At 64.5% G+C, this 2930-nt stretch carries 4 protein-coding genes; all 4 read right to left on the minus strand.

Annotation, left to right across the window (positions count from 1 at the left end; genetic code table 11):
• On the minus strand, positions 1–488 hold a 488-nt coding region (locus AC1DY5_RS49650; RefSeq protein ID WP_478121674.1), incomplete at its 3' end, for an SDR family NAD(P)-dependent oxidoreductase.
• Positions 489–510: 22 nt separating this feature from the next.
• Positions 511–2013: an aldehyde dehydrogenase gene (locus AC1DY5_RS49655; RefSeq protein WP_478121675.1), complete on the minus strand. Its 1503-nt coding sequence runs from the start codon at positions 2011–2013 to the stop codon at positions 511–513.
• 39 nt (positions 2014–2052) lie between these two features.
• Positions 2053–2640, minus strand: a complete 588-nt coding sequence (locus AC1DY5_RS49660) for a YbhB/YbcL family Raf kinase inhibitor-like protein (RefSeq protein WP_478121676.1) — start codon at positions 2638–2640, stop codon at positions 2053–2055.
• 7 nt (positions 2641–2647) lie between these two features.
• The coding region (locus AC1DY5_RS49665) for an SDR family NAD(P)-dependent oxidoreductase (protein ID WP_478121677.1) at positions 2648–2930 on the minus strand (283 nt) is incomplete at its 5' end.

Here is a 2930-nt window from a genome sequence, read left to right on the forward strand (position 1 = left end):
GCGTGCTTGGTGGCCACGTAGGTGGCAACGCCTTTGGTCGGTGTGCCCACCGCGTGGTGCGAGGCCGTATTGCAGATCCAGGCGCGCGCGCCAGCCGCGAGAAAGCGTCGGCCGAAGGCGCGGCAGCCGTTGAACACGCCGTAGACGTTGACTTCGAACTGCCAACGCAAGTCTTCATCGGTGGTATCGAACCCCGCGCCGGTCTTGATGACACCCGCGTTGTTGCACAGGATCTCGACGTGCCCGAGTTCACACCATGCGAATTCGGCCAGCTGCTCGACGGCGTCAGCCCGGCGCACATCGCAGTGGAACGGGCGAGCCTTCACGCCCTTCGCTTCAAGCTCCGCGCACACCTCGCTGGCGCGCTCCATCTGGACGTCCGCAACGACGATGCCGCTCGCGCCGGCCTCTGCCAGTGCCAGCGCAATGCCGCGGCCGATGCCGCTGCCTGCGCCCGTGACGACACACCCCTTCTGTCGAATTTCCATGACGTTTTCCTGTTTGATCGATTCAGTGCCGCATGACGAACGGATGGTTGGCATCCGGCTTGCCGCAGATCCATACCGTCTTGGTCTGGAGCCATTCTTTGATGGCTTCCACACCGCCCTCGCGTCCGAGGCCACTGTGCTTGTAGCCGCCGAAAGGCGTCGAGGTGCCCCCGACGCGATAGGTGTTGACCCACACCGTGCCAGCCTGCAACCGCTCCGCGGCGCGCATGGCCCGGCCGATGTCGGACGTCCAGACACCCGCCGCCAGTCCGTATTCGGTGTCATTGGCAATGGCGAAGGCTTCTTCCTCGGTGTCGAACGGGATCACTGCGAGCACCGGGCCGAAAACCTCTTCGCGCGCAATGCGCATCTGGTTGTGCACGCCAGTGAAGACGGTCGGCGCAATGAAGCGCCCCCCCTGCGCACCTGCCCCGGTGTACGGGCCTCCGCCCAACACGCAATTCGCGCCCTCGCCCTTGGCGATCGCGATGTACTGCAGCACTTTTTCGTATTGCGGCGGCGTTGCCACCGGCCCCACATGGGTGCCCGCAGCCATGGGGTCGCCGATGCGGGCCTCGCCCGCGATTTGCACCAAGCGCTCGACGAATTGATCGTGGATGGAGCGCTGCACCAAGAGGCGCGAGCCCGCGATGCAAGTTTGGCCGCTGGCAGCGAAGATGCCAGCGATTGCGCCGATCACGGCAGCGTCGAAGTCCGCATCCTCGAAAACAATGTTCGGTGATTTGCCACCCAACTCCAGTGCCACGTGCTTGAAATGACTCGCCGCCGCCTCGTTAATCCTTCGGCCGCCCGTTTCCGAGCCTGTCATGGCGATCTTGGCGACGTCGGGGTGCGCCACCAGCGCGGCACCCGCCTCATGGCCGAAACCAGTGACCACGTTGACCACGCCCGCAGGAAAGCCGGCCTGCGCGAACAGCTCGACGAACTGCAACGTGGACGCCGAGGTGAACTCCGAAGGTTTGATCACGACCGTATTTCCGGCGGCAAGCGCCGTCGGCAACTTGTGCGCGAGCAACAGGAGCGGGGAGTTCCACGGCGTGACCAGCGCCACGACACCCAGAGGCTCGTACCGCGTGAACGTCAGCATGTCGGGCTTGCCTGTCGGGATGACCGCACCCTCGATCTTGTCGGCCAGGCCACCGTAGTACCGGAACCATTCGGAAACCAGCCGCATTTGCGGCAGCATCTCAGCTAGGAGCTTTCCGTTGTCACGCACTTCGGCCGTCGCCAGATGCGCGGCGTTGGCCTCCACGAGATCGGCCATCTTCAGCAACATGCGTCCGCGTTCCGCCGGCTTCAGTGCGTTCCACGGTGAAAGCGCCTGGCGCGCCGCTTCGACGGCCCGGTCGACGTCCGGCGCGGTTCCGCGGGCAATCCGCCCCCAAACACGGCCGGTGTAGGGATTGTCAGTGGGGATGTACCCGCCGCCGCAGGCTTTCTCGCGGCGACCTCCGATATGAAGATCGAAGGTCTCAAGCGCTTCAGTAGTGACAGTCTCTTGCATAGATGTTGATCGTTTTGTGGCTACGCGGCGAACGGAATTTCAGGCTCGCTCGTACACACCTTCAAGCACACCCTTGGCAATGACCGAACGCCGCAGCTCTTTCGCGAGTGAACGGCGGCTTGGGGCCGAGCGGAACGGCAGCGACCGGTCGAGGGCGAAGATCTGGAACAGGTAGCGGTGCGGGCCGTGTCCGGGCGGCGGGTCCGGCGGTGTATAGCCGAGACCGAAAAGGCCGTTGCGGCCCAGCCGGAAGTCCGCGGCGCCATCGGTTGAGGCGCCAGCCTTGAGGTTGCACGCTCCCGCAGCAAGTTCACCGTCGCATCCCGGCAAGCCCCAGGCGACCAGGTGCACGAAAGGTGATGGCGTCGGACTGTCAGCATCCTCGATCAGGAGGGTGAGACTCTTCGTGTTTGCAGGCACGCCATGCCATGCCAGCGCGGGCGAGATGCGCTCGCCATCAGCGCTGTGTTGGCGCGGGATGTTGCCACCACTCGCGAAAGCACTGCTGGCGACAACGATGCTCGACGGAACCCCCGCCAACGCCGGGTCGTGGATCATTGTCTTGCCGATGCCGGCGCGCATGCCGCGAAGCATGCGCCCGATCCATCCGGGAAAGCCGGCCATCATGATCGTTCTACGACAACATCACGCCGCCGTCGACCACGATTTCAGCCCCCGTGATGAACGATGCGTCGGGCGACAGCAGGAACGACACGGTCTTGGCGATCTCGATCGGCTCACCCATGCGCTTCATGGCGGTCAAGCCGGCAATGACATCCGTGCGTTCCTTGTTGCCACGCGTGAGCGGCGTGAGGATCGGGCCTGGAGACACCGCATTGATGCGTATGCCACGCGTCGCATATTCGAGCGCCACCGAGCGGGTCAACCCAAGCGCCGCGTGCTTGCTGGCGGTATAC

This window comes from Variovorax sp. P4_D9 (genome assembly GCF_056401695.1).

What these genes read in the sequence shown, in the direction of transcription:
- AC1DY5_RS49655 (WP_478121675.1), bottom strand. Translation starts at nt 2,013, where the DNA reads ATGCAAGAGACTGTCACTACTGAAGCGCTTGAGACCTTCGATCTTCAT.
- AC1DY5_RS49660 (WP_478121676.1), bottom strand. Translation starts at nt 2,640, where the DNA reads ATGATGGCCGGCTTTCCCGGATGGATCGGGCGCATGCTTCGCGGCATG.